The organism is Rhizobium sp. BK619, assembly GCF_014195245.1.
Classification (GTDB): Bacteria; Pseudomonadota; Alphaproteobacteria; order Rhizobiales; family Rhizobiaceae; genus Rhizobium; species Rhizobium acidisoli.
In genome coordinates this window covers 301,079-326,538 of sequence record NZ_JACIBH010000005.1, presented here as the reverse complement: position 1 = coordinate 326,538, position 25,460 = coordinate 301,079, and the positions used below count along the sequence as shown (strand labels likewise).

Genomic DNA, 25,460 nt, shown 5'->3' with positions numbered 1-25,460 from the left:
ATGCTCATCAGATGTGAAACGCCGGCAGATATCGATGCGATCCACGATCTGACCTCGATTGCCATTGCGCCGATGCCTTACAGCGATGGTACGGAGTCGGAGATCATTCGAAAACTTCGTGCGAGCGGCGATCTGACGATATCGCTGGTTGCTGAAGATGATGGGGAGATCCGGGGGCATGTTTCATTTTCCCCGGTGACGATCAACGGCGTGCGTGGCGGCTGGTTCGGACTGGGTCCGATATCCGTCAAGCCGGAGGTGCCACCGGCCGTGCGTTGATCGGAAACCCGGACATCTACAGTCGCGTCGGTTTCAGCAGCGACGGGCAGCTGATGTATCTCGACCTCGATAGGCGGCTCGTACAGCGGATTGTTTTCCGCGGAACCACGCCAAGCGGAATGCTGCAATTTGCCCCGGCGTTTGAAACCCCAAACCCCACCTGACAGAGGCGACGATATGTCCGAAATCGGCGGGATAAAAATCCGAACCGAGCGTCTGAGGCTTCGCATGCCCGAGATGGATGATTTCGCCGCCTATGCGGAACTCATGGCTTCACCGCGGTCGGTCGGAATGGGCGGGCCGTTCGATCTACGCGCGGCCTGGGGAATGTTCTGTCACGACGTGGCGCTCTGGCAGCTTTTCGGGCACGGGGCGCTGATGGTCGACCTTGCCGAGACCGGCGAATGCGTCGGTCAGGTCGGCATCAATCACGGGCCGCTCTTTCCGGAAAAGGAGTTGGGCTGGTTGGTCTATGAGGGCCATGAGGGCAGAGGTTATGCGACCGAGGCGGCCATGGCGTTGCGGGACTGGGCCTTTGCGACGCTCAGCCTGCCGTCGCTCGTCAGCTATATCGCCCCCGGCAACGCCGCCTCGATTGCCGTCGCGCAACGGTTGGGCGGGCGTCTTGATCTGACGGCTCCTCGAACCGATCCTGGGGATCTCGTTTATCGTCATCTCGCTGCCTGAAAACATGTAAACTCACCGCGCGCCGCGGCTGTGCAGACGTCTCAATCCTTACATGTTGATCGGTCAGGATCGGGCGCTGCAAAAGTGAGGATGCCGAATGACGGAGGCGAAGCAGGAGCACTGGGACGCGGTCTACCGCACGAAAGCTGCTGACAGCGTCAGCTGGTATCAGCCGACGCCCGAGCCTTCCCTGCAGGCGCTTGACGCGCTGCGATTGCCGGTCACGGCCTCGCTGATCGATGTGGGCGGTGGCGCATCGAGCCTTGTCGATCGCCTTGTCGAGCGCGGGTGGTCCGATCTCACCGTTCTCGATATCGCCGCGCCGGCGCTCGACCTCGCCAAAGCACGGCTGGGGGACGAAACCGCCCGCGTTGCCTGGGTGGTCGATGATGTCACCGCGTGGAGACCGGAGCGTCAGTACGATGTGTGGCACGACCGCGCCGTCTTTCATTTCCACACCGAACCCGAGCAGCGGCTGGCCTATCGCCGCGCCCTCGAAACCGGCACGGCGCCTGGCAGTGCCGTGATCATCGCGACCTTCGCGCCGGACGGGCCGGAACGGTGCAGCGGTTTGCCGGTCCAGCGTTACGACGCGGCCGCTCTTACGCGTGAATTCTCCTCCGCGTTCACGCTTGAGCGCGACTGGCGCGAGGAGCACACGACACCCAGCGGCGGCCGGCAGTCCTTTCAGTGGTGCGTCTTTCGCAGGCGTTGAGAAAGCGGCCGAGAGGCGGCTATTTCGCTTCCAAGCGATCGAGGATGAAATCCGCCCGGTCGGCGACCGCGATTTTCGGTAGCGTGACGACGTTGTAGCCGAGCGCCGGGTAGATGGCTGCAAGCCGGTCATATTCGGCGACTGCCTCGTCGAAACCATGGCGTCGCTCGGGGTCGGTGACATAGATTTCCGGCCATGGCGGGGTGAGAAAAACGCTGCTGTTATAGCGGTGGAGGGCGCTCAACCTGTCCAGGACCGGTTCTCCGGTCAGGTGTTGAAGTGCTGCCGCGGCATCGATCAGCCCTCGGTCGAAAAACGTCCAGCCGGCCCGGCCGTGTGCTGCTGCGTGGTCAGCGATCGCCATCTCGATGGCGCGCCGGGCGAAGGCCGCCATGTCGATCCAGGGCAGGGCTGCGCCGTCGCTTTCGAGCTCTTGCCTGGCGATCCGCCGGCCCGGCTCTTCGACGATCGCATGACCGCGGCGGCCGAGTTCGGCCAGTAGCGTCGATTTTCCGCCGCCGGAGCATCCTGAAATCAGGACTGAACTGTTCATGCTCAAGTAGGCCGGCCGGCGCGCGCCAGGCCGTGCTCCACCAGCCTGTCGATGATTTCGGCGTAACCGACGCCGCTTGCCGCCATCGCCTTGGAATACATGCTGATATCGGTGAAGCCGGGGATGGTGTTGATCTCGTTGACGAGGAACCGCATGTCCTGCGTCAGGAAAAAGTCGACGCGGGCCATGCCGTCGCAGCCGACCGCACGGAAAGCGCTTGCGGCCATGTCGCGCATGGCAGCCTCGACCTCCTCAGGCAGGTCGGCCGGGACCTTCAACGCCGCGCCCTTCTCGTCGATATATTTGGCATCGTAGCTGTAGAAGCCGTGGCTCTCGGCCGGCACGATCTCGCCCGGCCGGGAGACGAAGAGCTCGCCTGCCGCATCCTCCAGCACGCTGAATTCGATCTCGCGGCCGGCGACGAACTCCTCGGCGAGCAGCATGCGATCGTGGCGGAACGCCTCGGCAATGGCGGGCGCGAATTCCTGGCTGGCATGGACTTTGGCGACGCCGACCGACGATCCCTGGCGCGCCGGCTTGATGAAAAGCGGCAGGCCAAGCTCGCCTTCGAGGGCTGCCAGCGAAGGGGCCGTGTCCTCACGCATCGTCACCGAGCGCGCCACCGGCAGGCCCGCCGCCCTGAGCAGGCGCTTGGCGATATCCTTGTCGAGCGCCGCGGCCGAGCCGAGAATGCCGCAGCCGGCGAGCGGCACGCGCGCCACCTCCGCCAGGCCCTGCACCGATCCGTCTTCGCCATGCAGGCCGTGCAGCACTGGAAACAGGATGTCGATCCTTGCCAACTCATGCGGTGCGCCATGGGCCGGGATTTCCAGCACCCGTCCCCGTCCGCCCGGCACGAGGCAGATTTCTACGCCTGATGACGGTGTCCCCAGCATACCGTCCTCGAAATTGCTCAGCAGCCATTGTCCCTCGCGGGTAATGAAAACGGGGATGGCGTCATATTTCTCGGGCTTAAGCGCACCCATGACATTGGTTGCGGAAAGGATGGAAACCTCATGCTCGGCCGAGCGGCCGCCGAAGAGCACGGCAATGCGCAGCCTGTTTGGCGAAAGGGTCATGAAAGCCTCCGAAAAGATCTGGTGTTGAAAAGGTCAGGCGTCGACCGATATGCCGCGATTGGCGAAGAAGCGGTCGAAGACGGCAAGCGGCAGCGTTACATCAGCCTGGCTCGCCTCGTCATGACCGGACGGGTTGTGGAAGCGGATCGCCTCGTCGCTCGCCGCCGTCACCAGCACCAGATGGCCGCCCTTCGACGGCGGCAGGCGCTCCGGCCAGCGGATGCCCGAATGCACCGAGGCGATGAAGAAGCGCCGCTTCGATAGAAGCTCTGGAAGGGTAGATATCTCGACGCCTGTCATCGTCTCCGCGCTCAGTGCGAACCGCTCGGCAGCGAAGCGGACGAAGGGCGCGTAGATCAGCCCCTTGATCGAGGCATCGATCTCGTTGACGACATAACCGCCATATCTAGTGCAGGCGCGGGCAAGCTCGATGGTCGGATGGATCTCACCGCGGGCGGCAAGGATCATCTTCAGGCAGGCCATGCCGCAGACATTGACCGCCCAGCGCGCATAGTCCTCGATCGTCGCGGCGCCGGAATGGCGCCAGAGCGGATCGCCGAGCAAGGCCTGCGACCCCTCGGCAAGCACCGGCAGCGTCATGCCGGGTGTTTCCCATTGGCTGAAATAGGGCACGCCGCTTTCTTGCATTCTGTCGATCCCCCGTCACTCGCTTTGAGATGGCGAGCAATCTTGGCTTTTTCGAGCCGATGCCCCGCTTGCGATTGGCGCGGTGAGTTGGGGGAGAGCCGAGTTCACTACGTCGCTGTCACCGATTTGAGTCATCGAAACCCGACGGGGCGCACGTTATACGCCCTACCTGCCGCTCTCCGGCCAGATCGGCTGGCTGATGCTCTGCAGCAGTTCCGGTTCGACGCCGTCGATGCGGGCGATGACGGCTTTGGCCATTTCGCGGCCGGCCTGGCGCACGTCTTCCTGGACGGTGATGATCTCCGGGCGAATCCAGTTGAGGATCGGCACCGATTGCTTCGACACCATATCGAGATCGCGGCCGAGCGCCTTGCCGGCAGCCTCGATACCGGCATTGACGGCGATTGCTGCGCTGCCGGCCGAACAGACGATGCCATCAGGGGCATTGGGTGAGCGCATCATCACCTCGACGACGTCGCGAATGTCGGCGAGGGGCGCGTCGCTGTTGACGCGCAGCGGCACTTCCTCGGCGCCGTAATCATGCAGGCCGGTCTGGAAGCCGATGCGGATATGGGCGTAATAGGTGAGCTTGCTCGGCGGCTGCAGCAGGGCGATGCGCCGCCGGCCGCGTTTGACGAGCCGTTCCACCGCCTGGTGAGCGAAGGCTTCGTTGTTGAAGTCGTGGAAAGGATGCGTCAGACCGGCGTCGGTGCGCCCATGGGTGGCGAAGGGCATGCCGCGCTCGGTCAGCAGCCGCACGCGCGGATCGTCCGGCTCGATGCGCGAGATGATCACGCCGTCGGCTGAGCCGGTATCGAGGATATAGCGCACCGGCAGCATCGGATCCTTGCTGTGGGAGTGCGGCGTGACGACGATATGATAGGGCGTGCCGGACAGCACCTCGGAGATGCCGAAGACCATCTGGCTTGAAAAGCCCATGATCTCCTCGTCGATGCTGAGGACGAGGGCGATGACGTTGGTCTTGCCGGTGCGCAGGCGCACGCCGGCCCTGTTCGGCTGGTAACCGAGCTGGCGGGCGACCATGCGCACCCGCTCTTTGGTTTCAGCTCCGATGTCGGGCGCATCCTTTAAGGCGCGCGACACTGTCGTCACGCCGAGGCCGGTCATGAAGGCGATCGTCTTCAATGTCGGGCGCTCGCGCGCCGCTGGCGATGCTGCTTGCCCGAAATTTCCCTTGTTTTCCATCCCTGTAGGCCTGCCTCGCGCGAATTGGTGTCGCTTATAGAGGCTTTTTCAGGCGCCGTAAGCCCGCCGCCCGCCAAAATCGCGCCTCCCTAAGAAGCGCAATCTGTAACGATACAGTAGAAATGTCGAGGGCTTTTTCCAGTGTGCTCTGCAGCATTGTGTGCATAGGTTGAATCCGTAGTTCACTTGCTGATTTTTTGCGATTGCGAAAAGGATATAGCGGAGTTGAAAACAATTGTTGAGATTTTTATGTGAATTTTCAATATTATAAAGAAAAAGTGCATCTGCGAGATCGTGTGGTCGAATGCCAGTTCTGAGGGGAGGGTCGGGCCGCGGCGAAACAGGCACAAGTAGTAAATCCCGTTGTCGAGGAAAAATTTGAAGGCGGGCGGTTGCGTGCGGAAATCGATTGATCTAAGTTTTTCCGGCAACGTTTCAGTGAGGGAGGAAAACTCATGAAAATTCGTATTATGGCGGCCCTGCTTGCCGCTTCGGTCGCGCTTCCGTTCGGCGCCGCCAATGCTACCGATCTCGAAGTCACGCATTGGTGGACTTCAGGCGGCGAATCGGCTGCCGTCGCCGAGCTGGCAAAGGCATTCGACGCCACCGGCAATCACTGGGTCGACGGCGCTATCGCCGGTTCGGGCGGCACCGCCCGTCCGATCATGATCAGCCGCATCACCGGCGGCGACCCGATGGGCGCCACCCAGTTCAACCACGGCCGCCAGGCTGAAGAACTCGTTCAGGCTGGCCTGATGCGCGACCTGACCGACGTGGCGACCGCCGAGCACTGGAAGGACATCATTCGCCCGGCGAGCCTGCTCGATTCCTGCACGATCGACGGCAAGATCTATTGCGCTCCGGTCAACATCCACTCCTGGCAGTGGCTGTGGCTGTCGAATGCCGCCTTCAAGAAGGCCGGCGTCGAGGTGCCGAAGAACTGGGACGAGTTCGTCGCCGCCGCTCCGGCTCTCGAAAAGGCCGGCATCATTCCGCTCGCCGTCGGCGGCCAGCCGTGGCAGGCGACAGGCGCCTTCGACGTGCTGATGGTCGCGGTTGCCGGCAAGGATACCTTCAACAAGGTTTTCAAGGACAAGGATGCGGAAGTTGCCGCCGGTCCTGAAATCGCCAAGGTGTTCAAGGCCGCCGACGATGCGCGGCGCATGGCCAAAGGCAGCAACGTCCAGGACTGGAACCAGGCCACCAACCTCGTCATCACAGGCAAGGCCGGCGGTCAGATCATGGGCGACTGGGCGCAGGGTGAATTCGCGCTCGCCGGTCAGAAGGCCGGCACCGACTACACCTGCCTGCCGGGCCTCGGCGTGAACGAGATCATCTCGACCGGCGGCGATGCCTTCTACTTCCCGCTGCTGAAGGACGAGGAAAAGTCCAAGGCGCAGGCCGTGCTCGCCAAGACCCTCCTCGATCCCAAGACCCAGGTTGCCTTCAACCTGAAAAAGGGCTCGCTGCCGGTTCGCGGCGATGTCGATCTCGCCGCCGCCAACGACTGCATGAAGAAGGGTCTCGACATCCTGGCGAAGGGCAACGTGATCCAGGGTACCGACCAGTTGCTTTCAGCCGACAGCCAGAAGCAAAAGGAAGACCTCTTTTCCGAATTTTTCGCCAACCCGTCGATGACGCCGGAGGACGCTCAGAAGCGTTTCGCCAAAATCATCGCTTCGGCTGACTGATCGGTAGATTCGCCGCCGGCCGGACCAATGGTCCGGCCGGCGGCGTGTCTCCGGCATTCCGGCGAATCCCGGGACAGGATGGCAAACGCTGCCAACCCGTTCCGTTACGGGTCGCAGCTGCGAATTGAGGAGAAGTGTTCATGACGGGTCAAGCGCAAGCAGGCCGGCCAATCAAGTTACTGCGCAATCTGAATGCCAAGATTGCGTCCATCCCGATGATCCTGACAGCGCTGGTGATCTTTGTCGGCGGCACGTTCTGGACGGTCTTTTATTCCTTCACCAATTCCAAGTTGCTTCCGCGGTTGAGCTTTGTCGGCATCGATCAGTACGAGCGACTCTGGGCGGCACCCCGCTGGGTGACGGCCATCGAGAACCTGGCTCTCTACGGCGTGCTCTCACTGATCTTCAGCCTGGTCATCGGTTTCATGCTCGCCGCGCTGATGGACCAGAAGATCCGTTTCGAAAACACATTCCGCACCATCTTCCTCTATCCCTTCGCGCTGTCCTTCATCGTGACGGGCCTCGTCTGGCAATGGGTTCTGAACCCCGATTTCGGCATTCAGTCGGTCGTGCGTTCGATGGGCTGGACGAGCTTCACCTTCAATCCGCTCTATACGCCTGAAATCGTTATCTACGGCATTCTGATCGCGGCCCTGTGGCAGGGAACGGGTCTCGTCATGTGCCTGATGCTGGCCGGACTGCGCGGCATCGACGAAGACATCTGGAAAGCGGCGCGCGTCGACGGCATTCCGATGTGGAGAACCTATCTTTTCATCGTGATCCCGATGATGCGGCCGGTGTTCATTACGACGATCGTCATCATCGCCTCGGGTATCGTCAAGGTCTACGACCTCGTGGTGGCGCAGACATCGGGGGGCCCGGGCATTTCCTCGGAAGTGCCGGCGAAATACGTCTACGACTACATGTTCCAGGCGCAGAACCTGGGGCAGGGCTTTGCTGCCTCGACCATGATGCTCGTCACCGTCGCGATCATCATCGTTCCGTGGGCCTATCTTGAATTCGGTGGAGGGCGCAAGCGTGGCTGATGTAGGAACTCTCAACACCACCGTTGCCGGTATCGATGCCGTCGCACCGAGACTCGGCGAAGGCCCGAGCGGCGCGAAGCCGCGCCCGGCGCTGTCGTCGCGCAACATCATGCTCTACGGCACGCTAACCATTGCGGCGCTCTATTATCTGTTGCCGCTCTATGTGATGGTCGTCACCTCGCTGAAGGGCATGCCGGAAATCCGTCTCGGCAATATCTTCTCGCCACCGATGGAAATCACCTTCGAGCCCTGGGTGAAGGCCTGGGCGGAGGCCTGCACAGGCTTGAACTGCGACGGCCTGTCGCGCGGTTTCTGGAACTCGGTGCGCATCACCGTGCCGTCGGTCATCATCTCGATCGCCATTGCCTCGGTGAACGGTTATGCGCTGGCAAACTGGCGCTTCAAGGGATCAGAGCTGTTCTTCTCGATCCTCATCATCGGGGCGTTCATTCCCTATCAGGTGATGATCTATCCGATCGTCATCATCCTGCGTGAAATCGGCATCTACGGCACGCTGACCGGCCTTGTTATCGTGCATTCGATCTTCGGCATGCCGATCCTGACGCTGCTCTTCCGCAATTATTTCGTGTCGCTGCCGGAAGAATTGTTCAAGGCGGCGCGTGTCGACGGTGCGGGCTTCTGGCAGATCTTCCTGAAGATCATGCTGCCCATGTCGCTGCCGATCTTCGTCGTCGCGATGATCCTGCAGGTGACCGGCATCTGGAACGACTTCCTGTTCGGCGTGGTCTTCACCCGGCCGGATACCTATCCGATGACCGTGCAGCTCAACAACATCGTCAATTCCGTCCAGGGCGTGAAGGAATACAACGTCAACATGGCGGCAACGATCCTCACCGGTCTCGTGCCGCTCATCGTTTACTTCGTGTCGGGACGACTTTTCGTCCGCGGCATCGCCGCTGGCGCAGTGAAGGGTTGATCCCATGAACGTGAATTCAAGTGTTTCCAACTCAAGCGTTTCCATCAAGGATCTGTCGCTGAACTTCGGCGCGGTGAGCGTGCTGAAAGATCTCAACCTCGACATCAACGACGGTGAGTTCCTGGTGCTGCTCGGCTCGTCCGGCTGCGGCAAGTCGACCTTGCTGAATTGCATCGCCGGCCTGCTCGATGCCTCCGAAGGGCAGATCTTCATCAAGGGCAAGAACGTCACCTGGGAAGAGCCGAAGGACCGCGGCATCGGCATGGTGTTCCAGTCCTATGCGCTCTATCCGCAGATGACCGTCGAGAAGAACCTCTCTTTCGGGCTTCGTGTCGCAAAGGTGCCGCAAGCCGAGATCGACAAGCGGGTGGCGCGCGCCTCCGAAATCCTGCAGATCCAGCCGCTTTTGAAGCGCAAGCCGGCCGAACTATCAGGCGGCCAGCGCCAGCGCGTGGCGATCGGCCGGGCACTGGTGCGCGATGTCGACGTCTTCCTGTTCGACGAACCGCTGTCCAACCTCGACGCCAAGCTGCGCTCGGAATTGCGCGTCGAAATCAAGCGCCTGCACCAGTCGCTGAAGAATACGATGATCTACGTCACCCATGACCAGATCGAGGCGCTGACGCTTGCCGACCGCATCGCGATCATGAAGAGCGGCATCATCCAGCAGCTCGACGATCCGACGACGATCTACAACAGGCCGCGCAATCTCTTCGTCGCCGGCTTCATCGGCTCGCCGTCGATGAATTTCCTGCGTGGCGAACTGGTCAAATCAGGCGACGGCATTGCCTTTTCCGCCAACGGCGTCATTTTCTCGCTCGCTGCCTACGAGGCCAGCGAGACGCTGCAGCCCGGCCGCAAGGTGGTGCTCGGCGTTCGCCCAGAGCATATCAAGGTCAACGAGAATGTCGGCGGCGAAGAACATGACGCCACCGTCGATATCGAGGAGCCGATGGGCGCGGACAATCTTCTGTGGTTGAAACATGCCGGTCACACGATGTCGGTACGCGTCAACGGCGCGCGCCGCTTCAATGTCGGAGCCAAGGTGAAACTCAGCTTCGACATGACGGTGGCTTCGGTGTTCGATGCCGAGAGTGAGCTGCGGCTTTAGGGGAATTCTTGTGGGCGGGGCCGGGGATGGTGCCGCCGCCGCTTGCTGTAGGGCTGTTTGTATGAATTCGACCAACTCTCCACCCTCCCTCAGACAGGCACGAGCTTGGCAAGAGGCCAACTCCGCTCTCCATCATCCTCGGGCTTGACCCGAGGATCCATGCCGCGGCTGCCGATCGATGCCGAGTGGATGCTCGGGTCAAGCCCGAGCATGACGGAGAAAACGGGGTCACAACGAACGACAATGACCGGACGGCAATCATGCGCCGTCCATTTCAAAAACGTAATTCGGAAACGACATCGTGACGCAACAAACGCCCCCCTCCAACATCGACCTTTCCGGTTCGTGGCAGCTCGCCTCCGTCGACGGCGAGATTCGCACTGCGATCATGCTGCCGGGCGACGTGCATACCGCGCTCCACCGGGCAGGGCTGATCCCCGATCCCTATTTCGGCCGCAACGAGGAAAAGGTGCAGTGGGTCGCCGAGCGTGAATGGGCGGTGGAGCGCAGCTTCGCGCTGCCGGAGGTCGATGGCGACTGGTATCTGGATATCGACTACCTCGACACGGTCGCCAGCGTCCATGTCAACGGCTTCCTGGCGCTCGAAGCCGATAACAGCTTCCGCCGCTACCGGCCCGATGTGTCCAGCATGTTGAAAGCGGGCGACAATGTCATCCGCATCGTCTTCGCCTCGAACATCGCGGTCGGGGCCGAGCGGCAGAAGAAGCAGCCCTTCTACATCCCATACAGCACGGGCAATTCGCCGATCCCGGATGGCAACATGCTGCGCAAGCCGCAATGCCATTTCGGCTGGGACTGGAATATCGCCATTGCGCCGTTCGGCCTTTACGGCACGATCGCGCTGAAGAAGCTCGAGACCGCGCGCATCGAACATGTCGTCACCCGCCAGACGCATAATTTCGACGGATCGGTCGATCTGACGGTGACGGCGACGCTCTATTCCAAGGGGCCGAGTATTGCCCAGGTCTATTTCGATCTCGATGGCGAGCGGGTGCGCCTCGATGTCGGCGTCCATGGCGAGACCCATGTCAACCATCTCTTCCATATCGACAATCCGCGCCTATGGTGGCCTTCCGGCAGCGGCGAGCAGGCGCTCTATAGCCTGTCCGTCGAATTGCCGACGGATGAGGTGACGAAGCAGATCGGTCTTCGCACCATCGAGCTGATCACCACGCCGGATGCATCAGGCAGCCGCTTCGCCTTCAAGGTCAATGGCCGTGAGATTTTCTGCCGCGGCGCCAACTGGATCCCGGCCGACGCGCTGTTTTCGCTGTCGTCGCCTGAAAAGACCGAGGATCTCCTGCAATCGGCCGTAGCCGCCAACATGAACATGATCCGCGTCTGGGGCGGCGGCTTTTACGAGCAGGATCATTTCTACGATTTATGCGACCGGCTGGGCCTGATGGTCTGGCAGGACTTCATGTTTGCCTGCAACCTCTATCCCTCGACCGAGGACTTCCTCGACAATGTCGCGATCGAGGTCGATTACCAGGTGCGCCGGCTTTCTTCGCATCCCTCGATTGCGCTCTGGTGCGGTGACAACGAACTTGTGGGAGCACTCACCTGGTTCGAGGAATCACGGAAGGATCGCGACCGCTATCTCGTCTCCTACGACCGCCTCAACCGGACGATCGAGCAGGCGGTGAAGAAGGCGCTGCCCGGCGCTCTCTGGTGGCCGTCGAGCCCGGCCTCGGGCTATCTCGATTTCGGCGATGCCTGGCATGCCGACGGCTCCGGCGACATGCATTACTGGTCGGTCTGGCACGAGAATAAGTCGTTCGACAATTACCGTTCGGTGCGGCCGCGCTTCTGCTCGGAATTCGGCTTCCAGTCCTATACCTCGCTGCCCGTCATCAAGACCTATGCCGAGGAGAAGGACATGAACGTTGCTTCCCCCGTCATGGAGCTGCACCAGAAGAATGCCGGCGGCAATGAGCGGATCGCCGGCACGATGTTCCGCTATTTCCGTTTCCCCAAGGATTTTCCGAACTTCGTCTATCTTTCCCAGATACAGCAGGGCCTCGCCATCAAGACGGCGGTGGAATATTGGCGGTCGCTCAAACCGCATTGCATGGGCACGATCTACTGGCAGCTCAACGACACATGGCCGGTCGCCTCGTGGTCGAGCCTCGACTATGGCGGCCGCTGGAAGGCGATGCATTATCTCGTCAAGCGCTTCTTCCAGCCGGTCGCGGTCGCGGCCATTCCTTCCGAGGACGGCAAGACGATCCGCTTCTCGCTGGTCAACGACACGCTTGAAGATATCAGCATCGATCTTTCCATCTCGGCTCTGACGATGAAGGGCGAACGCCTGCACCTGAAAGACGTGCAAGCCGTGTGCTCGCCGGATGCCGCGGTGACGGCTGCGAGCATCGACGTTTCCGACATCCCCGCCGACACGCTGCTTGCCTGGCATTTCACCGCGTCGAACGGCATGGGCGGCGAGGGGCATTATGTCAACGGCACCTATAAGGCGCTGGAATTGGAGCCGTCGGGCCTGACGGTCGCTCACGAATATGTCGGGGAGAGTGGTGCGATCGATATCAACGTCACCGCGAGGGGACTTGCGCTCTTCGTGATGATCGAGACCGAGACGGACGGCAAATATTCCGACAATGCCTTCGACCTTGCAGCCGGCGAGAGCCGCCGCATCACCTTTACCCCGGCACATCAGCTTGATCGCGGCGCCCTTCCGGAGTTCCGCTTCTACGACCTGCATTCCTGCCAATCGGCGGATTGATCCTTCCCAAGCATGGGCACGAGGCCCGAGGAGAATATGATGACGAAACTCAGCTACCAGCTCTACAGCGCCCGTAATTTCCAGCCTTATTCGGCGATTTTCGAAAAGCTCGGCAAGGCGGGTTATGCCGAAGTCGAGGGCTTCGGCGGCATTTATGCCGATCTCGACGATGCGGGGCTGAAGAGCCTTCGCGCCGATCTCGACAAGAACGGCCTGGTGATGGCGACCGGCCATTTCAGCCCGGATTTCCTGGAGAAGGACGTGCAAAAGTCGCTGAACATTGCCAAGATTCTCGGCATGGATTCGATCTATGCGCCGCATCTGGCCGCTGAGCAGCGCCCCTCCGACGCCGCCGGCTGGGTCGCCTTCGGCAAACGCCTGCAGGAGATGAGCAAGCCATATAAGGAAGCCGGCTACGAATTCGGCTGGCACAATCACGATTTCGAATTCGTCAAGCTGGCCGACGGCTCGCTGCCGATCGAGCGCATCTTCGAGGGCGCGCCTGATATTTCCTGGGAAGCCGATATCGCCTGGGTCATTCGCGGCAATGCCGATCCTTTCGCCTGGATCGAGAAGCTTGGCTCGCGTATCACTGCGGTGCATGTCAAGGACATCGCGCCGGCTGGCGAGGCGAAGGACGAAGACGGCTGGGCCGATGTCGGCCACGGCAAGGTGGAATGGGGCAAGCTGATGACGGCCCTGCGCGCCACCAAGGCGAAGCACTTCGTCGTCGAACATGACAATCCCAAAGACATCGACCGCAACATCAGCCGTTCGATTGCATCCTTCCAGACTTATTGAGGCACATCATGACCAGGGAACTTGGCGTCGGCATCATTGGATGCGGCAACATCTCCACCACCTACTTTTCGCTGGCACCGCTCTTCAAGGGGCTGAAGGTGCTGGCTTGCGCCGATATCAACGTCGAGGCGGCCGAGGCGCGCGCCAAAGAATATGGCGTGAAGGCGCAGATGATCGACGCGCTTCTCGCCAATGACGAGATCGACGTCGTCGTCAACCTGACGATCCCGGATGCGCATTTCCGCGTGTCGAAGTCGATCCTCGAGGCCGGAAAACACGTCTATTCCGAAAAGCCGCTGGTGCTTTCGCTTGAGGAGGGCGAAGAGCTTCGCCGCATTGCGAGGGAAAAGAACCTGGCGGTCGGCTGCGCGCCGGACACTTTCCTCGGCGGCGCCCATCAGCTCGCCCGCAAGTTCATCGATGACGGCGGCATCGGCCGGGTGACGTCGGGCGCCTGCTACGTGATGAGCCCCGGCATGGAGATGTGGCATCCGAACCCGGATTTCTTCTTCCTGCCGGGCGGCGGCCCGATCCTCGATCTCGGCCCCTATTACATCGCCAATCTGATCAACCTGATCGGTCCGGTGAAACGCGTCGGCGCCATGACCTCGATGGCGTCGCCGACCCGCACCATCACCAGCGAGCCGCGCAACGGCGAGATCATCCCGGTCAAGACGCCGACGACGATCCAGGCGCTGCTCGAATTCGTCAGCGGCGCCACCGTGACGCTGTCGGCAAGCTGGGACGTCTGGTCGCATCGCCATGCCAATATGGAGGTCTACGGCACCGACGGCTCGCTCTACGTGCCGGATCCGAACTTCTTCGGCGGCACGGTCGAGGCAAGCGGCCGCGACAAGGACATCAAGCCGCTCGACGCCTGGGAGCATCCGTTCGGCAAGATCAACCAGGAAAACCCGAACGGATCGCGCGCCAACTACCGCACGGCCGGCCTTGCCGACATGGTGATGTCGCTGATCGAAGGCCGCGACGCGCGCTGCTCGCTCGATCGCACGCTGCACGGGGTCGACGTCATGACCTCGATCCTGAAGTCGGGCGAGGAGGGGCGTTTCATCGACCTGACCACGACCTGCACCCAGCCGGCGGCACTTGGTATCGAGGAGGCTCAGGCGCTGTTGAGGTAGGGTGAGGCGTGCCGGGCGCTTATCGTCTCGCGTGTTCGCTCCAACGTTTCCGTCATCCTCGGGCTTGTCCCGAGGATCTGCCAACCCGTCAGCAGATCCTCGGGACAAGCCCGAGGATGACGGCATTGGACGGCGGAAGCCTTTTTGCCGAGGAGGCGAGTATGCGTGAGTTGCCGAGAGCGCGGCAGATGCGCGGCACAAGACCGAGCATGACGGAGGAGATGTTTTAGCTTTCGGCCGCCATGAAGTGCGGATACGAAAGGGAAGCAATTTCAGACAGGTTCAGGAGACGTTCAGATGAGCTGGCAACCAGCCGAAGACCGCTATTCGAAGATGAAATATAACCGCACGGGCCGGTCTGGCCTGAAGCTGCCGGCCGTTTCCCTTGGGCTCTGGCATAATTTCGGCGGCGACACACCGCATGACCGCAAGATCGACATGTGCCGCACGGCCTTCGATCTCGGCATCACCCATTTCGACCTCGCCAACAATTACGGCCCGCCTCCCGGCAGCGCCGAGACCGCCTTCGGCGAGATCCTGCGCACCGAATTTTCCGGGCTTCGCGACGAGCTGATCATCTCCTCCAAGGCGGGCTACGACATGTGGCCGGGGCCTTATGGCGAGTGGGGCAGCCGAAAATACGTGATCGCTTCCTGCGACCAGAGCCTGAAGCGCATGGGCCTCGACTATGTCGACATTTTCTATTCGCACCGCTTCGACCCGGAAACGCCGCTTGAAGAGACCTGCGGCGCGCTCGACCATATCGTCCGCTCCGGCCGGGCGCTCTATGTCGGCATCTCCTCCTATAATTCGCAGCGTACGCGCGAAGCGGCTGCCATCCTCAAGGAGCTCGGCACGCCCTGCCTGATCCACCAGCCGAGTTATTCGATGCTCAACCGCTGGGTCGAGGATGACAAGCTGCTCGATGCGCTCGACGAGGTCGGCATGGGCTCGATCGTGTTCTCGCCGCTTGCCCAGGGCATGCTGACGACGAAGTATCTCGGCGGTATCCCGGACGACAGCCGCGCGGCGCAGAACCATTTTCTGAAGCGCGACTTCATCCGTCCCTCGATCATCGACAATATCAAGAAGCTCAACGACATCGCCGAGAAGCGCGGCCAGACGCTGGCGCAGATGGCAATCGCCTGGGTGCTGCGCGGCGGACGCGTGACCTCGGCGCTGATCGGTGCCAGCCGCTCATCGCAGATCGTCGATTGCGTCAAGGCGCTGGATAATCTGGAGTTCACGGCCGAGGAGCTTGCGGAGATCGACGTCTACGCCCGCGAGGCGGATATCAATCTCTGGGCGAAGTCGGCGGAGCGGGAATAGGTAGGTCGAGCTGGAGTTTGGGGCGGCACGCTGCAACACCGCCCTCATCTCTGTGCTCGTCACAGAGATCCAGCCAGCCCAAGTCCTTGGGCTGAATCGATTCTTTTCGCCGCGCGGACGCGCGGCGGCTGGGTTCCTGTGACGAGCACAGAAATGAGGGTGGGGAGGTGAAGTAACCGCCCACATTTGACGTACGTACCACAACAACAATCTCGGAGGAGGCCGCATCATGATCCGCAATCCCATCCTGCCCGGGTTCAACCCCGATCCGTCGATCTGCCGCGTGGGCGCGGACTATTATATCGCGACCTCGACCTTCGAATGGTATCCCGGCGTGCAGATCCACCATTCGCGCGACCTGGTGAACTGGACGCTGGTGCGCCGGCCGCTGGAACGCCGGTCGCAGCTCGACATGCGCGGCAATCCCGACAGCTGCGGCATCTGGGCGCCGTGTCTTTCCTATGCCGACGGGCAGTTCTGGCTTGTTTATACCGACGTCAAGCGCTTCGATGGCAGTTTCAAGGACGCGCCGAACTATATCGTCACCGCGCCTTCGATCGAGGCCGAATGGTCCGACCCGGTATACGTCAATTCCTCCGGCTTCGATCCCTCGCTGTTCCACGACGATGACGGCCGCAAGTGGTTCCTCAACATGCAGTGGAACCACCGCACCGAAAGCTATGGCGGCTCGCCGAAATCGCCGGCCTTCGACGGTATCCTGCTGCAGGAATGGGACCCGGCGACGAAGACCCTGAAAGGCCCGCTCCGCAATATTTTCGCCGGCAGTCCGCTCGGCCTGGTCGAGGGCCCGCACCTCTTCAATCGCAATGGCTGGTACTATCTGACGACCGCGGAAGGCGGTACCGGCTATGACCACGCCGTCACCATGGCGCGCTCGCGCCGCATCGAAGGCCCTTACGAGATGCATCCGAACATGCATCTCATCACCTCCAAGGATCATCCGGGCGCGGTGCTGCAGCGGGCAGGGCACGGCCAATATGTCGAGACGCCGGACGGTGAGGCCTATCACACCCATCTCTGCGGCCGGCCTCTACCGCCGAAGCGGCGCTGCACGCTGGGGCGAGAGACGAGCCTGCAGAAATGCGTCTGGCGCGACGATGACTGGCTCTATCTCGAAAATGGCACCTCGGTGCCCGATGTCGATGTGCCCGGCCTCTTCGGCGCCGTGCCGGCGGAAAAGCCGATGCGCAGCGAATACAGCTTCGATGGCGACACCCTGCCGGCCGATTTCCAATGGCTGCGCACGCCCAAGCCCGAGCGCATCTTCAACCTGACGGACCGCCCCGGCCACCTCAGGCTGATTGCGCGCGAAAGCATCGGCTCCTGGTTCGAGCAGGCTTTGGTTGCCCGCCGACAGGAGCATCACAGCTTCCGCGCCGAGACTGTGGTCGAGTTCTCGCCCGACACTTATCAGCAGGTCGCGGGGCTGACGCATTATTACAACCGGCATAAATTTCATGCCGTTGCCGTGACGCTGCACGAAACACTCGGCCGCTGCGTGACGATCCTCTCCTGCAATGGCGATTATCCGAACGGACGCCTCAGCTTTCCCGCCGAAAGCGGTGTGGCGATCGCTGCTGAGGGCCGTGTCCAGCTCGCCATGGAAATTCGCGAGAACGATCTGCAATTCTTCTGGCAGACCGAAGGCAAGGGCGCCTGGCAGCCGATCGGTCCGATCCTCGACGCCGGCATGATTTCCGACGAGGGCGGACGCGGCGAACACGGCTCCTTCACCGGCGCTTTCACCGGTGTGTTTGCCTTCGATACGTCGGGACGCGGGAAGATCGCGGATTTCGACTGGTTCAACTATGACGAATTGTGAGGGAGCATTGCTCCCCGCCCGCTCACGCCCTTGAGGTTTCGAGCTAGAAAAAAGAAAGCCGGCGCAGGGCCGGCTAAGACGAACGCGGCTGAACAGGGGATGCTGGCCGGTTCCAAGCACTTCGTGACTGAACAATAACTTTCACTACATGCCGAGGCAGCGGAAAAGGGGCGCAACGAGAACACCCGAAGACGGCTCCGCGAAGGGATGGGCGGCGGGGCGGATGCCGGTGCTGGCCTCGGCTCTTTTATCGGGCACGAAGATCACCGGATGATGACATCAAAAACCGGCGGCTGTCTTTCTTCCCCCGGAACGGAGCGGCTCTCGCAAAGATCCGACGCCTGCGGGCCGTGTTAGCAAGGCGCGAATGCAGTGTTCACGTTCCCGAGGATGTCAAAGCGTCATGAAGGCATTATATAGCGGGCCGAAATACTTTGATAATCCTCAAGAGTAACGCATGACCCCCATCATTTCCGTTCAGAATCTTACCAAGACCTACGCCAATGGGTTCGAGGCCCTGAAAGGCATCAACCTCGACGTCGAAAAGGGTGAGATCCTGGCGCTGCTCGGGCCGAACGGCGCGGGCAAAACGACGCTGATTTCGATCATCTGCGGCATTGCCAATCCGAGCAGCGGCAAGGTGCTGGTCGCCGGCCACGATGTCGTCAAGGATTTCCGCGCCACCCGCGGGATGATCGGCTTGGTGCCGCAGGAACTGACCACCGACCAGTTCGAGACTGTGTTTAATACGGTGAGCTTTTCGCGTGGGCTGCACGGCAAGAAAGCCAATCCCGCCCATATCGAGAAAGTGCTGCGCGCGCTTTCGCTCTGGGACAAGAAGGACAACATGCTGCGCCAGCTCTCCGGCGGCATGAAGCGACGTGTGCTGATCGCCAAGGCGCTTTCCCATGAGCCGGATATCCTTTTCCTCGATGAACCCACAGCCGGTGTCGACGTGACGCTGCGCAAGGACATGTGGAATGTCGTTCAGGAGCTTCGGGCCTCGGGTGTTACCATCATCCTGACCACCCATTATATCGAGGAGGCCGAGGAAATTGCCGACCGCGTCGGCGTGATCAATGGCGGGCAATTGCTGCTTGTCGAAGACAAGGCGGCTTTGATGGCCAAGCTCGGCCGCAAGCAGCTCATCCTCGATCTCACCGAGCCGCTCGAACGGCTTCCGGATTGTTTTACCGGCAACGGGTTGACGCTGGAAGCCGGTGGCAGCCGGCTGACTTATGATTTCGACGCCGACAATGAGCAGGAAAGCATTGCGGCGCTGCTGACCCGGCTGGGTGAAAACAATATCCATTTCAAAGATCTCTCGACGCGGCAGAGTTCGCTCGAAGACATCTTCGTGGCGCTGGTAGGAGCAGACAAATGAACGTCGAGGCGATCAAATCGATCTATTTCTTCGAGATGGCGCGCACGCGCCGCACGCTGCTGCAGAGCGTCATTTCGCCCGTCATCTCGACCTCGCTCTATTTCATCGTCTTCGGTGCGGCCGTCGGCTCGCGTATCCAGGAGGTGGAGGGCGTGTCCTACGGCGCCTTCATCACGCCGGGCCTGATCATGCTGACGCTGCTTGGCCAGTGCATCAGCAACGGCTCCTTCGGCATCTATTTTCCGAAATTCACCGGCACGATCTACGAGGTCCTCTCCGCGCCGGTGGCGATGACCGAGATCCTGCTCGGTTACGTCGGGGCCGCCGCCACCAAGGGCATGATCATCGGCTTCATCATCCTGCTCACAGCCAATCTCTTCGTCGACGTCAGGATCGAGCATCCCTTCATGATGATCCTGTTCTTCCTGCTGACGGCCGTCACCTTCAGCCTGTTCGGCTTCATGATCGGCATCTGGGCAGGCAATTTCGAGCAGTTGAACCTCATTCCCATGCTGGTCGTACCGCCGCTGACCTTCCTCGGCGGCAGCTTCTATTCGGTCAATATGCTGCCGCCCTTCTGGCAGGCGGTCAGCCATCTCAATCCGGTGCTCTATCTCGTCAGTGGCTTCCGCTGGAGTTTTTACGGGATCGCCGACGTCAACCCGGCGATCAGCCTGGCGATGATCACCGTGTTCCTGGCGATATGCCTCGGCACACTCGGCTGGATCTTCAAGACTGGCTACCGGCTGCGCAATTGATCGGTTCGTAAACAGCATCATCGGGAAAGCCGATGATGCTATCGGTTTCTTCCGTTTTTCTTCCGCGCCGATCCGAGGCATCTGCTCTCCCATGCAAATGGAGATGTGAGATGACTGCAATCAAGATCGAAGGTGCGAAAGTGTTGATCGTCGGCGGCAGCTCGGGCATGGGTTTGGCGCTTGCCAGGCGCCTGCTCGATGAGGGGGCGTTTGTGACGATCGCGGGGCGCAGTCAAGAGAGGCTTGCGGCAGCGTGCCGCCAGCTCGACGACGATCCGAAACTTGGAATCTACGCTGTCGATATATCGCGGGAGGAGGAGGTCGCGGCACTCTTTCGCATCGTCGGATCGGTCGACCACATCGTCAGCACCGCCGCCGATATTGAAGGCGCCTATCAGTTGCTGCCGTCGATCGAGCTTGCCGCGGCGCAACGGGTGGTCGAGAGCAAGTTCTACGGCCCGCTGCTGCTGGCGAAATACGGCGCCGCCCATCTGCCGTCGTCAGGATCAATCACCTACACCTCGGGTGTCGCGGCCTATCGGCCGGCAGCGCGCGGATCGCTGGTCGCCGCCGTCAATGCGGCGCTTGAAGGCCTGGTGAGGGCGCTCGCCGTCGAATTGGCACCGATCCGTATCAATGCCGTGTCGCCGGGATGGGTGGATACGCCGATCTGGAGCTTCGTTGCCGGGGACGCCAAGCAGGCAACGCTTGACGCGATGGCGCAGCGCCTGCCGGCCGGACGTGTCGGCCAGCCGGAGGATATCGCCGATGCGATCCGCTTCCTGATCGGCAACGGTTTCACCACAGGCACTATCCTGCATGTCGAAGGCGGGCATCGGCTGGTCTGAGGGGTAAAAATTCTTCGCTGGCCGATTGCATCAGGAGGGCGAGCGCCGGCGGCTGCACGCGCCGGCGCCGCCACATCATCACCAGCGAAGCGGTGGGCGGTTCGCCCGGCCACGGCAATTCGACGACATCGCTGCGCGCAGCGGCCGGGCTGATTGCAAGACGCGGGACGAGGCCGTAACCGGGGCCGGATGCGACAAGCTTGATGATCGTCGCGATGCTATCGGCTTGCGCGACGATGGGCGGTGCCGGCAGGCCTGCTTCGGCAAAAGCGGTGTCGAAGAGGTGGCGATAGATGCAGCCGGTTTCGGTCGTGACGAAGGGCATGGCGCTCAGCGCCGCGAGGCTCTCGGGTCTACAGGTCAGCGAATCGCGGCCCGTGATCAACACCAGCGGTTCGATGGAGATGCGGCGCGTCGCGACGCGCTCGTCCTGCTCACCGCGATCGAAGGTGAAGGCGACGTCGATCGAACCGTGCTGCAATTGCGCACGCAGCTCGCCGCTGCCACCGACTTTGAGTTTGAGACCGAGGCCGGGATTCTGCCTGCGGACGAGAGAGAGCCAGGGCGCCAACCTTTCGGCGGCGATGGTTTCGAGCGTGCCCAGGATGATGGACTGCTCGCTTCTGCCGGCTGCAGCATAGACGGCGGCCTTTGCCTCGTCATTCAGCGCCAGGATTTCCTCCGCATAGGCCTTTAGCGCCGCACCCGCCGGCGTTAGGGCGACACCCTGGCGGGAGCGGAGAAAGAGTTCCACGCCAAGCTCTTCCTCCAGGGCCTGTATCTGGTCGCTGAGGCTCGATTGGGCAAGGTTGACCTCAGCGGCGGCGCGGGTGAGATTTTTATGCCGGATCACCGCAAGGAATGTCTTCAACTGTCGTGGATTCATCTCAAGCTCCGCTGGGCGCGCAGGCGCCTTGACGCAGGATATCAACAAAGCGGAACCTGCTGCAACGCAGGAGCATTTTGGCGACGAAGGGGCCGTTTGTGTAGCGCCCTTTCCCTCAGGCGCTGCTGACGAGAAGGGCGCCTGAGATGATGAGGAGGGTGCCGGCGACGAGCTTCAAGATGTTGAGCTCGGCAGCTTCGCCGAGAAACACGGCACCGATTGCCAGCGTCACCAGCACGTTGCAGCTCCAGATCGGCGCGAGTTTCGAGACAGGGACGCCATAGGCGAAGAGCGCGAAGCTGATGAGGCCGGTACCGACGGCGAAGCAGGCGCCGGCGGTGGCGGCAAAACCAAGACCTTCGGCGGTCCAGGGGGCAGGGCGCCAGATCAGCGCGGCAATCAGGCCGGCCAGCGCGCAGGCGGCGCCGAAGGCGATCAGATAGACGGCGGAGCCGGTCGCGGCCGTGGCGCTCTGCTTCTGGAAGATGGCGGTGATGCCCCAGAAAATGGCGGGCAAAATGCCGCCGATGACGATCGGCCAGAGTGAATTCATCGCGAAACTCCTGTCGCACCCATAGGTCAAAGCCTTCGCCGCAGGCGAAGGCCGGTCGAGCATGCGGGTGCCACCAGACTAGGAGTTTCTTTTTGCTCTTTGTGGTCTTGTTGTTGCGCCTGAAGGTGACAGATGCGAACGCCGCCGTAAAGCCGCGGTGGCGGCAGATCGCGAGCGCTGCGGCTCAGTCGCGCATTCGCAATTCGTCGGTCTGCATCTGCAAGGAGCCAAGCGTTTCCAGGAAGCTCATGCCGAGCAGGCTCTGGTCGAGCCGGCCGTCCTCGGCGACGCTGGCTGCGACATTGTTGCGGACGATCGGGCCGATCGCCACCTGGTCGAGCGTGACGGGTGCTGCGCGCCCGCGGCCGTTGGCGGTCATGACGGTCATGGAATAGCTGAGGCGGGAGAGGTCGATGCCGATCCGCTCGGCATCTTCGTGGGACAGCGCCACCATGCTGGCGCCGGTGTCTACGAGCATCTCGATCGTCTTGCCGTTGACGGCGACATCGGCTTCGAAATGGCCGTTCAGCAGCTTGTGCAGGATGATCTCCTGGCCGCCTTCGCTTGTGGTGACGACGACGGCGCGGCCGGGAACGAGGCCGGCGAGCAGCCGGTTGCCGACGCCGAGCGCTTCCTGACGATAGAGATAGACGGTCACGAGCGCCAGGATGATCACCAGCCAGATCATCATCTGGCGCATCGTTTCACCGATGCTGCTCCGGCGCGCCCAGATGCCGGCCGACAGCATCAGTGCGATCGGCAGCAGATAGACGACGCGGACGAAGTCATCGCTCTGCAGGCCAAGGATCCGGCTGCTGTCATTGTTGACGATCAGCACCGCAAGGCCGATGCCGATCACGACGAGGAAGACGGTCAAACGGATCATAAAGGCCGCTCCGGCCCGCTGGCGTGGCCTGCTTTCATGTCGTTCAATAGCGCGGCGGCGCCCGCAAGCCTTGCCGGCAGCAGGGCCATGATCCGTCTCCGCTCGATGTCGGAGTAGCTCACCCAGTTGCCGATTTCCTGAAGAGTCCGGCCGCATCCGGCGCAAAATCCGGTGGCGGGCTCGATCGAGCAGACATGAATGCAGGGTGTTTGCATGAGGGACATATCGGAGTTTCAAAGAGCTGTGGCAAGGGCGCAAAGCGCGGCGATCTCGCAAATTTGCTGCGTCGCGCCCAGCGTGTCGCCGGTATGGCCGGCAAGCTTGCGGCGGATGAAGGCGGTGAAGGCAAGCGCTGCGATGCCTGAGGCAAGCAGGCTTGCGACCAGCGGGCGCAGGCCGAAGGCAGGCCAGATCAGAAGCGCTGCGACGAGGCCGGCCGAGGCGAGGGCAAACTGCATCGCCGCCTCATCCGGCTGGCCGTTCGAGGCGGCGACGCCATCGGCCTTGGCCGGCGGCAGCCGCTGCCAGTGCCAGGCGATGGCGCCGCGGCTCAGCGCTGCGACGGCGGGAATGGCAAGGACTGATGTAAGCGGCAGGGAATGGCGGGCGATGGCGGCAAGTGCGGCCGCGCGGATCGCGAAGGAGAGGATCAACGCGATCGCGCCATAGGTGCCGATCCGGCTGTCCTTCATGATCTCGAGGCTCTGCTCGCGGCTCTTGCCGCCGCCGATGCCGTCGGCAGTATCGGCCAGGCCGTCCTCGTGCAGTGCGCCGGTGACGACAACCTGGATGGAAAGCGCGATCAGGGCCGCCATCAGCGGATCGGCGCGCAGTCCCAGAAGCAGGAGCAGGGCGAGCGCGGGAACAAAGCCGATGACGATGCCGGCGAAGGGAAAGGCGCGCACCAGCCGGCCGAGCCTGCCGTCATAGGTTTTGAACAGCGATTGCGGCATGGGAATGCGGCTGAGGAAGGCGACGGCGCGGGCGGTATCGACCGCATGGTCCTTGATCTTCATTCTGCTTCGTTCTGCCTAAGGTTTCCGCTTATCGCGCTGCCTTATAGTCGCGGCGGCGCTTTTGCTGTTGTTCGCCCCGTCAGCCCGCTTTAAGAGAGTTGCGACCCGCAAAGAAGCTGATTTGCTCGACGCAAACAAGTGGTTTGCGTGAAAACAAGAATACCCGGATTCATAGGAAAACCGCACAGATGAGCGTTTCAGGCCTGCCGTTCGACGATTTCCGTACCCTGCTCCGCGACCTGCCGGGGCCGGATGCCCGTGCGCTGGTGACCGCACGCGAACGTGACGCGCAACTGACCAAGCCGCCGGGCGCGCTCGGACGGCTTGAAGAAATCGCATTCTGGCTTGCCGCCTGGACGGGCCGCACCCCTGCCGTCAACCGGCCGCTGGTGGCGATCTTCGCCGGCAATCACGGCGTCACCAGGCAGGGAATCACACCTTTTCCGCCGGCCGTGACACAGCAGATGGTCGAGAATTTTGCAGCCGGCGGCGCTGCGATCAATCAGATCTGCGTCGCTTACGATCTCGGGCTGAAGGTCTTCGATCTGGCGCTCGATTACCCCACCGGCGACATCACCGAGGAGGCAGCGCTTTCGGAGCGCGATTGCGCCGCGACCATGGCCTTCGGCATGGAGGCGATCGCCGGCGGCACCGACCTGCTCTGCATCGGCGAAATGGGCATCGGCAATACGACGATTGCCGCGGCGATCAACTATGCGCTCTATGGCGGTTCGGCGCGGGACTGGGTCGGACCCGGCACCGGTTCGGAAGGCGAGATGCTGGAGCGCAAGATCGCGGCGGTGGAAAAGGCCGTGGAGCTCCACGGCGATCATCTCGACGATCCGCTCGAAATCATGCGCCGGCTCGGCGGCCGCGAGATTGCGGCGATGGCCGGCGCCATCCTTGCCGCCCGCATGGAGCGTATCCCGGTGCTGATCGACGGTTATGTCGCAACCGCCGCGGCTGCGATCCTCAAAGCCGCCAATCCATCGGCGCTCGACCATTGCCTGATCGGCCACGTTTCCGCCGAGCCCGGGCATCTGCGCGCGATCGAAATGCTCGGCAAGACGCCGCTTCTGGCACTTGGCATGCGGCTCGGCGAAGGCACCGGGGCAGCGCTCGCCGCCGGCATCGTCAAAGCCGCCGCCGCCTGCCATTCCGGCATGGCGACCTTTGCCCAGGCCGGCGTGAGCGGCAAAGACTGAGCCCGCGCGGCTTCGCTTGCGCCGCCCAGATGGATTCGGTATCTGCGTATTCGGTCATCAAGCGGGGCGGCAAAGCCTTTCCCGGTCTGCAAGAGG

Annotated in this window: 24 protein-coding genes and 1 pseudogene; 16 read left to right on the top strand and 9 right to left on the bottom strand. The window is 62.0% G+C overall.

Annotated features, from left to right (window positions below; all coding sequences use genetic code 11):
• The 3 genes and pseudogenes from FHX14_RS11885 to FHX14_RS11875 all read left to right on the top strand — a co-directional run bounded on the left by FHX14_RS11885 (position 1) and on the right by FHX14_RS11875 (position 1,681).
• Positions 1–443: pseudogene (locus FHX14_RS11885) on the top strand (N-acetyltransferase).
• A gap of 13 nt (positions 444–456) precedes the next feature.
• Positions 457–966, top strand: coding sequence for a GNAT family N-acetyltransferase (locus tag FHX14_RS11880; RefSeq protein ID WP_184377216.1), 510 nt, complete (start codon positions 457–459; stop codon positions 964–966).
• Between the two features lie 97 nt (positions 967–1,063).
• Positions 1,064–1,681, top strand: a complete 618-nt coding sequence (locus FHX14_RS11875; RefSeq protein WP_184377215.1) for a class I SAM-dependent methyltransferase — start codon at positions 1,064–1,066, stop codon at positions 1,679–1,681.
• 19 nt (positions 1,682–1,700) lie between these two features.
• On the opposite strand, the gene FHX14_RS11870 is transcribed toward FHX14_RS11875, so the two are convergent.
• From FHX14_RS11870 to FHX14_RS11855, 4 genes are all read right to left on the bottom strand, one after another.
• Positions 1,701–2,234 carry an AAA family ATPase gene (locus tag FHX14_RS11870; RefSeq protein ID WP_184377214.1) on the bottom strand — a complete coding sequence of 178 codons (534 nt, stop codon included), beginning with the start codon at positions 2,232–2,234 and terminating at the stop codon, positions 1,701–1,703.
• 2 nt (positions 2,235–2,236) lie between these two features.
• Positions 2,237–3,313 (bottom strand): D-alanine--D-alanine ligase family protein, encoded by a 1,077-nt coding sequence (locus FHX14_RS11865; RefSeq protein WP_184377213.1) that lies wholly within the window; start codon positions 3,311–3,313, stop codon positions 2,237–2,239.
• A 33-nt stretch (positions 3,314–3,346) separates the two neighbouring features.
• The gene (locus tag FHX14_RS11860; protein WP_184377212.1) at positions 3,347–3,961 is read right to left on the bottom strand and encodes a C39 family peptidase; all 615 of its coding nucleotides are present in this window, start codon (positions 3,959–3,961) and stop codon (positions 3,347–3,349) included.
• 165 nt (positions 3,962–4,126) lie between these two features.
• Positions 4,127–5,167, bottom strand: coding sequence for a LacI family transcriptional regulator (locus FHX14_RS11855; protein WP_184377211.1), 1,041 nt, complete (start codon positions 5,165–5,167; stop codon positions 4,127–4,129).
• Positions 5,168–5,622: 455 nt separating this feature from the next.
• Here FHX14_RS11855 and FHX14_RS11850 point away from each other — a divergent pair, with 455 nt between their 5' ends.
• The 12 genes from FHX14_RS11850 (at position 5,623) to FHX14_RS11795 (ending at position 20,818) form a co-directional block, all read left to right on the top strand.
• Positions 5,623–6,858, top strand: coding sequence for an ABC transporter substrate-binding protein (locus FHX14_RS11850; protein ID WP_003594051.1), 1,236 nt, complete (start codon positions 5,623–5,625; stop codon positions 6,856–6,858).
• A gap of 140 nt (positions 6,859–6,998) precedes the next feature.
• Positions 6,999–7,904 carry a sugar ABC transporter permease gene (locus FHX14_RS11845; protein WP_179610378.1) on the top strand — a complete coding sequence of 302 codons (906 nt, stop codon included), beginning with the start codon at positions 6,999–7,001 and terminating at the stop codon, positions 7,902–7,904.
• A complete protein-coding gene (locus FHX14_RS11840) occupies positions 7,897–8,841 on the top strand; it encodes a carbohydrate ABC transporter permease (RefSeq protein ID WP_003594053.1) in 945 nt (314 codons plus the stop codon). Before FHX14_RS11845 ends, FHX14_RS11840 begins: the two co-directional genes overlap by 8 nt.
• A gap of 4 nt (positions 8,842–8,845) precedes the next feature.
• The gene (locus FHX14_RS11835) at positions 8,846–9,952 is read left to right on the top strand and encodes an ABC transporter ATP-binding protein (protein ID WP_054184791.1); all 1,107 of its coding nucleotides are present in this window, start codon (positions 8,846–8,848) and stop codon (positions 9,950–9,952) included.
• A 301-nt stretch (positions 9,953–10,253) separates the two neighbouring features.
• Positions 10,254–12,713: a glycoside hydrolase family 2 protein gene (locus FHX14_RS11830; protein WP_179610380.1), complete on the top strand. Its 2,460-nt coding sequence runs from the start codon at positions 10,254–10,256 to the stop codon at positions 12,711–12,713.
• Between the two features lie 39 nt (positions 12,714–12,752).
• Complete coding sequence (locus FHX14_RS11825) at positions 12,753–13,514, top strand: sugar phosphate isomerase/epimerase (protein ID WP_003594056.1); 762 nt, start codon at positions 12,753–12,755, stop codon at positions 13,512–13,514.
• Positions 13,515–13,522: 8 nt separating this feature from the next.
• Positions 13,523–14,656 (top strand): Gfo/Idh/MocA family oxidoreductase, encoded by a 1,134-nt coding sequence (locus FHX14_RS11820; protein ID WP_184377210.1) that lies wholly within the window; start codon positions 13,523–13,525, stop codon positions 14,654–14,656.
• A gap of 297 nt (positions 14,657–14,953) precedes the next feature.
• Positions 14,954–15,985: an L-glyceraldehyde 3-phosphate reductase gene (mgrA, locus tag FHX14_RS11815; RefSeq protein WP_184377209.1), complete on the top strand. Its 1,032-nt coding sequence runs from the start codon at positions 14,954–14,956 to the stop codon at positions 15,983–15,985.
• A 229-nt stretch (positions 15,986–16,214) separates the two neighbouring features.
• Positions 16,215–17,828 (top strand): glycoside hydrolase family 43 protein, encoded by a 1,614-nt coding sequence (locus FHX14_RS11810; RefSeq protein ID WP_184377208.1) that lies wholly within the window; start codon positions 16,215–16,217, stop codon positions 17,826–17,828.
• Between the two features lie 457 nt (positions 17,829–18,285).
• Positions 18,286–19,212: an ABC transporter ATP-binding protein gene (locus FHX14_RS11805; RefSeq protein WP_184377207.1), complete on the top strand. Its 927-nt coding sequence runs from the start codon at positions 18,286–18,288 to the stop codon at positions 19,210–19,212.
• On the top strand, positions 19,209–19,970 hold the full coding sequence (locus FHX14_RS11800) for an ABC transporter permease (RefSeq protein WP_012557935.1): 762 nt from the start codon (positions 19,209–19,211) through the stop codon (positions 19,968–19,970). Before FHX14_RS11805 ends, FHX14_RS11800 begins: the two co-directional genes overlap by 4 nt.
• A 110-nt stretch (positions 19,971–20,080) precedes the next feature.
• Positions 20,081–20,818, top strand: coding sequence for an SDR family oxidoreductase (locus tag FHX14_RS11795; RefSeq protein WP_012557934.1), 738 nt, complete (start codon positions 20,081–20,083; stop codon positions 20,816–20,818).
• Here FHX14_RS11795 and FHX14_RS11790 read toward each other — a convergent pair.
• The 5 genes from FHX14_RS11790 to FHX14_RS11770 form a co-directional block, all read right to left on the bottom strand.
• Complete coding sequence (locus FHX14_RS11790) at positions 20,781–21,704, bottom strand: LysR family transcriptional regulator (protein WP_184377206.1); 924 nt, start codon at positions 21,702–21,704, stop codon at positions 20,781–20,783. The genes FHX14_RS11795 and FHX14_RS11790 overlap by 38 nt on opposite strands.
• Positions 21,705–21,819: 115 nt before the next feature.
• Entirely contained in the window at positions 21,820–22,257 is a 438-nt protein-coding gene (locus FHX14_RS11785; RefSeq protein ID WP_179610385.1) for an EamA family transporter, read from the bottom strand.
• Between the two features lie 184 nt (positions 22,258–22,441).
• Positions 22,442–23,143 carry a TIGR02281 family clan AA aspartic protease gene (locus tag FHX14_RS11780; protein WP_012557931.1) on the bottom strand — a complete coding sequence of 234 codons (702 nt, stop codon included), beginning with the start codon at positions 23,141–23,143 and terminating at the stop codon, positions 22,442–22,444.
• The gene (locus FHX14_RS11775; protein WP_184377267.1) at positions 23,140–23,358 is read right to left on the bottom strand and encodes a DUF1289 domain-containing protein; all 219 of its coding nucleotides are present in this window, start codon (positions 23,356–23,358) and stop codon (positions 23,140–23,142) included. Before FHX14_RS11775 ends, FHX14_RS11780 begins: the two co-directional genes overlap by 4 nt.
• A gap of 18 nt (positions 23,359–23,376) precedes the next feature.
• Positions 23,377–24,159, bottom strand: coding sequence for an adenosylcobinamide-GDP ribazoletransferase (locus FHX14_RS11770; protein ID WP_003594074.1), 783 nt, complete (start codon positions 24,157–24,159; stop codon positions 23,377–23,379).
• 188 nt (positions 24,160–24,347) lie between these two features.
• On the opposite strand from FHX14_RS11770, the gene cobT reads away from it, so the two are divergent.
• Positions 24,348–25,364, top strand: a complete 1,017-nt coding sequence (gene cobT, locus FHX14_RS11765; protein WP_003594075.1) for a nicotinate-nucleotide--dimethylbenzimidazole phosphoribosyltransferase — start codon at positions 24,348–24,350, stop codon at positions 25,362–25,364.
• The last annotated feature ends 96 nt before the right edge of the window (positions 25,365–25,460 follow it).